The organism is Roseateles sp. P5_E11, assembly GCF_054049355.1.
The window spans coordinates 1-5,465 of the sequence record NZ_JBFUMO010000398.1; the positions used below are offsets into that span (position 1 = coordinate 1).

General features: G+C 69.3%; 7 protein-coding genes. All 7 read left to right on the plus strand.

Going from position 1 to position 5,465, the window contains the following annotated elements; all coding sequences use genetic code 11:
- A partial coding sequence (locus ACXJKR_RS22905; protein WP_457324765.1) for a hypothetical protein occupies positions 1 to 388 on the plus strand: 388 nt, incomplete at its 5' end.
- Positions 389 to 414: 26 nt separating this feature from the next.
- Positions 415 to 1,761 carry a type IV pilus modification PilV family protein gene (locus tag ACXJKR_RS22910; protein WP_457324766.1) on the plus strand — a complete coding sequence of 449 codons (1,347 nt, stop codon included), beginning with the start codon at positions 415 to 417 and terminating at the stop codon, positions 1,759 to 1,761.
- A 31-nt stretch (positions 1,762 to 1,792) separates the two neighbouring features.
- A complete protein-coding gene (gene ribD / locus ACXJKR_RS22915) occupies positions 1,793 to 2,824 on the plus strand; it encodes a bifunctional diaminohydroxyphosphoribosylaminopyrimidine deaminase/5-amino-6-(5-phosphoribosylamino)uracil reductase RibD (RefSeq protein WP_457324767.1) in 1,032 nt (343 codons plus the stop codon).
- 49 nt (positions 2,825 to 2,873) lie between these two features.
- Positions 2,874 to 3,971, plus strand: coding sequence for a bifunctional 3,4-dihydroxy-2-butanone-4-phosphate synthase/GTP cyclohydrolase II (ribBA, locus tag ACXJKR_RS22920; protein WP_457324768.1), 1,098 nt, complete (start codon positions 2,874 to 2,876; stop codon positions 3,969 to 3,971).
- A gap of 16 nt (positions 3,972 to 3,987) precedes the next feature.
- A complete protein-coding gene (gene ribH / locus ACXJKR_RS22925) occupies positions 3,988 to 4,461 on the plus strand; it encodes a 6,7-dimethyl-8-ribityllumazine synthase (protein ID WP_056202314.1) in 474 nt (157 codons plus the stop codon).
- Positions 4,458 to 4,952 (plus strand): transcription antitermination factor NusB, encoded by a 495-nt coding sequence (nusB, locus tag ACXJKR_RS22930; RefSeq protein WP_457324769.1) that lies wholly within the window; start codon positions 4,458 to 4,460, stop codon positions 4,950 to 4,952. The genes ribH and nusB overlap by 4 nt, the downstream gene beginning before the upstream one ends.
- A gap of 10 nt (positions 4,953 to 4,962) precedes the next feature.
- On the plus strand, positions 4,963 to 5,465 hold a 503-nt coding region (locus ACXJKR_RS22935), incomplete at its 3' end, for an aminotransferase class I/II-fold pyridoxal phosphate-dependent enzyme (RefSeq protein WP_457324770.1).

Here is a 5,465-nt window from a genome sequence, read left to right on the forward strand (position 1 = left end):
CTCCGTGACCTGCTCGGGCAATTGCGGGCCGACGCTTGCAACCGCCTTCGCCGCCGGCCAGCGCATCATGACCGTCGACAACGGGATGACGATCAGCTCCGGCACCATCGGCACGGCCGCGGCGCCGGTCGTCGTCGTCGTGTACGGGAACGTGACAATCACCGGCCCGATGCAACTGAACGGCATGCTGGTGGTCCTCGGCAATCTGACCTGGACCAACGCCGCCGCCGCGCCTTCCCAGGTCAACGGCATGGTGGTGGTGCAAGGCGACATGAATGCAGTCGGGCAAATGGACATCATCTATCAGCAGTCCATCGCCAATGAACTGCGCAACCGCCTGGGTAGCTACGCGCGCGTGTCGGGTGGCTGGATCGACGGCGAAATCTAGTGACCGAGATCCTCATGCTCACGCCCTTGCCCTCCCTATCCCGCGCGGCCCTGCGCCGCCAGCGCGGCGTCACGCTGATCGAGGCCCTGGTGGCCTTGCTGGTGATGTCCTTTGGCATGCTCGCGCTCGTCGGCCTGATGAGCAATCTGCGCCGCGGCGGCGATTTGGCCAAGCAGCGCAGCGAGGCCATGCGGATTGCCAGGGCCGAAATCGCCACCCTGAGGGCTTTTTCGGAACTGGAGCGTGGCGCTGCGACGCCGGCTGCAGCCGCGGTCTATGACGAGATCACCACGCCGGCCGCGCCCGCGCCGGTCACGCCAGCGGATTCAAACACCACCTACAGCGTGCAGCGCACGGTGACCGACCTGACCGATGTCCAGGCCAAGCAGGTCCGCGTGAGAGTCGACTGGATCGACCGCGCCGGGGATCGACAGTTCGTCAACCTGGACACCGTCATCGCGCGCGTCGATCCCATCTTCAGCGCCGCGGTGGGTTTCGCACCACCCGCCGGGCCCGTTACCCACCCCTCGGGCCGCAACCCCGTCATCCCGGCGGGGGCCAAGCAACTGGATGGCAAGAACAGCGCCTTCATCCCGAGCGGAGCGCGCGCGGACGTCTGGATCTTCAACAACCTGACCGGTGTCATCACGGGTGTATGCACGACTCAGTTTGCAGCGGGTACCGCCGTTTCAGCGGTGACCGCCGCCGCCGTCGCGTCCTGCAAGGACAGCCTTGCCGGAACGGGAGCCGGCTATGCCTATCTGCTCAGCGGCGTGATCCGCTTCTCCAACACCAACCCGGCGAACCCCAGCCAGCCCGAGGCCTTTGCCATCCCTCTGACCGCGCCGACCCTCGTCAGCGGTAGCTATTCACTGCCGCGCCTTGACCCGCAGTTCCAGCCGGTAATGAGCGGTGGGAACCTGACGCTGGACAGCTTCACGGCAACACCGCCCACCGTGACTTCGGCGGAGCACCAGCCAGAGTGCTTCCAGGACTCGCCCAGCACGTCCCCCAGCACCCAACCCTTCGTCACGTACAACTGCATCGTCTATCCCGACACCAGCACGAAATACTGGTCGGGCCAGCTCGAGCTGACAGGCCTCAGCCTCGGCACGACCGCAGCCGAATACCGCGTCTGCCGCTACAGCGCCGACTACAACGGCAGCGGCGGCATGTTCACGGCCGACTGGAAGGCCCTGGAGAACGAGGAGCATCCGGCGGTCTATGCCCGGGTCACGGGTTCGCTGGCACGTCAGAACTTCCTGGTCATCAAGGGCAACCTCGATTGCCCGACGGCGCCAGCGGTCAACCCCAGTGCCGGCGTCTTCGCCGACTACTCGACCATCCAGCTGCAGCCTGCCCCCGGACCTTAGCCGCCGCGTTGGCGGGCCCTAGACTGCTCGCATGAATTCGCCCGCAATCACGGCGGCGCTGCAGCGAGCGCTTTCCCTGGCCGAGCAGGCCATCGGCTTGACCGACCCCAACCCCCGCGTCGGCTGCGTCATCCTGGCTCCCGACGGCCGGGAACTCGGCGCGGGCCACACCCAGCCGGCTGGCCAGGCCCATGCCGAAGTGATGGCGTTGCGCGATGCAGCCGCGCGCGGCCACGATGTGCGCGGCGCGACCGCCGTTGTCACCCTCGAGCCCTGCTCCCACCATGGCCGAACGCCTCCCTGCTGCGATGCGCTGATTGCCGCCGGCATCGCGCGCGTCGTGGCTGCGGTCAAGGACCCCAACCCACAAGTCGCCGGCCAGGGCCTCGCGCGCCTGAAGGCTGCCGGCCTGCAGGTTGAACTGGCGGACCCGGCCATCGCCGAGGCGGCCAGCGAACTCAACATCGGCTTCTTCTCGCGCATGCAGCGCGGCAGGCCCTTCGTGCGCCTGAAGTCGGCCATCTCGCTCGACGGCCGCACCGCCCTGCCCGATGGCCGCAGCCAATGGATCACCGGCGAGGCCGCCCGCACCGACGGCCATGCCTGGCGCAAGCGCGCAGGCGCCGTGCTGACCGGCATCGGCACCGTGCTGGCTGACGACCCGCGCCTCGATGTGCGCCTGGTGCCGACTGCTCGTCAGCCGCTGCGCATCGTGCTGGACCCGCGAGGCCGCATGCCAGGCGGCGCCCGCATCCTGCAGCCCCCCGGTGAGGCCCGCGTCATCGGTCCCGGGCGGGCCGATCTGGCCGCGCTGCTGACCGAACTCGGCGCCCAAGGCATCAATGAACTGCATGTCGAAGCCGGTCCGACGCTTTCCGGGGCTTTCCTCGATGCCGGCCTGGTCGACGAGCTGCTGATCTACCAGGCGCCCATGCTGATCGGCGAAGGCCGCCCGCTCGCGGCGCTGAGCCCGCTGGCCGAACTCGGCGACGCGCGTCGCTGGCGCCTCATCGAAGCCACACCCATCGGCCCGGATCTGCGCCTGCGGCTGCGTCCGAAGTAACGCCCCACGCGGCACCAGCCGCTAGGGTCGCCACCTACAATCGCCGGCTATGCCCATCTCCCCCATTCCCGAGCTGGTGGCCGAGCTGGCTGCCGGCCGCATGGTCATCCTCGTCGACGAGGAAGACCGTGAGAACGAAGGCGATCTCGTGCTGGCGGCCGACCTCGTCACGCCCGAGGCCATCAACTTCATGGCCCGCTACGGCCGCGGCCTGATCTGCCTGACACTGCCCCGCGAGCATTGCGAGCGCCTGCAGCTGCCGCCGATGACGCGGCGCAACGGCACCCAGCATGGCACCGCCTTCACGGTGTCCATCGAGGCCGCCACCGGCGTCACGACCGGCATCTCCGCCGCCGACCGTGCCCGCACCGTGCAGGCGGCCGTCGCGGCGGACGCCAAGGCCAGCGACCTCGTGCAACCCGGCCACATCTTCCCGTTGCAGGCCCACGACGGCGGCGTGCTGATGCGCGCCGGCCATACCGAGGCCGGCTGCGACCTGGCGCGCATGGCCGGCCTGTCGTCCACCTCGGTGATCTGCGAGATCATGAAGGACGACGGCACCATGGCTCGCCTGCCCGACCTCGAGATTTTTGCTGCCGAGCATGGCCTGAAGATCGGCACCATCGCCGACCTCATCGAACACCGCAGCCGCCACGAGAGCCTGATCCAGCGCGTTGCCGAGCGGCGCCTGAACACGGCCCAGGGCGAGTTCGACTGCCAGGTCTTCACCGACCGCACCGGCGGCACCCACCTGGCGCTCAGCCAAGGCCAGTGGACGCCCGACACCGAAGTCCTCGTGCGCGTGCACGAACCGCTGTCGGTCATGGACCTGCTGGAAGCCGGCCCCTGCGGCCACYCCTGGGGCCTGCCCGCCGCGCTGGCCGCCGTCAAGGCCAGCCCGGGCGGCGTGGTCGTGCTGCTGAATTGCGGCGAGGACGCCGCCGGCGTGCTGGCCCGCGTGCAGGCCTGCGAGCCGGCCCCCGCCACCAAGGGCGCGATGGACCTGCGCACCTATGGCGTCGGCGCCCAGATCCTGAAGGCCCTGGGCGTGCACCGCATGCGCCTGCTGGGCAGCCCGCGCCGCATGCCCAGCATGACCGGCTATGGCCTCGAAGTGACCGGCTTTACTGCGCCTCCCAACTGCTGAACCCGAAAGGCCCGCGATGCAAGATTCCGAACCAGGCCTGCCCAGCTTCGAGGGCGCTCTCGATGGCAGCGAGCTGACCATCGCCATCGTCCAGGCGCGCTTCAATGACGCCATCACCTCGACCCTGGCCAGCGCCTGCCTGGCCGAGCTGTCGGTGCTCGGCGTGCCGACCGAAGCCATCCGCCACGTCACCGTGCCCGGTGCGCTGGAAGTGCCACTGGCCCTGCAGGCCCTGGCCGAGAGCAATGACTTCGACGCGCTGATCGCCCTGGGCTGCATCATCCGCGGCGAGACCTACCACTTCGAGCTGGTGGCCAACGAGAGTGGCGCGGCCGTCACCCGCGTCGGCCTGGACCATGGCATCCCGATCGCCAACGCCATCCTGACCGTCGAGAACGAAGCCCAGGCCTGGGCCCGCGCCGAACCCAAGGGCCGCGACGCTGCCCGCGTCGCCGTCGAAATGGCCAATCTGCTGAAAGAGATCGAGTGAACGCCTCCACCCCCAAGACCGCCACGAAGACGGCCAACAAACCTGGCGGCAAGCGCGCTCCCGCCAAGTCCGCCCGCCGCCGCTCACGCGAGGCCGCCGTGCAAGGCCTCTACCAATGGCTGCTGACCGGCGAGGACATCGGCGCCATCACCGCCCTGGGCCGTGAGCAGGAAGGCTATGCCAAGCTCGACGTGAAGCACTACGACGCGCTGCTGGCTGGCTGCGTCAACGAAGCGGCTGATCTCGACGCCATCCTGTCGCGCCACGTCGACCGCAAGACCACCGAGCTCTCGCCCATTGAGCACGCCATCCTGATGATCGGCGCCTACGAGCTCAAGCACTGCGTCGACATCCCCTACCGGGTCGCCATCAACGAGGCGGTCGAGCTGGCCAAGTCCTTCGGCGGCACCGATGGGCACAAATATGTGAACGGCGTGCTGGACCGCGCGGCGGGCGACTTGCGCCCCGTCGAGGTCGCAGCCAAGCGTTGACGAAGCGCTGATGAAACTGGCCGCGCGGCTCGACCGCATCGAGCCCTTCTATGTGATGGAGCTGGCCAAGGCCGCGGCCCGGGTCGCGGCCGGGCCGCTGTGCGATCCGGCGCTGGGCGGCCGGCACATGATCCGCCTGAATGTCGGCGAGCCCGATTTCGGCGCCGCGCCCGCGGTCCGTGAAGCCGTGGCCCGCGTGGCCCAGGGCCCGACGCCCTACACCGATGCCCTCGGTTTGCCCGCATTGCGCGAAGCCATCTCGCGCTGGTACGGCCAGCGCTTCGGCCTCGCCATCGCGCCCGAACGCATTGCCATCACGGCCGGCGCGTCGGCCGGCCTGCAGCTCGCCTGCCTGGCCCTCTTCGAGCGCGGCGACGAGGTGTTGATGCCCGACCCCTGCTACCCCTGCAATCGCCACTTCGTGACGGCTGCGGACGCCACGCCGCGGCTGCTGCCGACCGGCGCCGCGAAGCGCTTCCAGCTCGGAGCGCAGCAGGTCCGCGACGCGTGGAC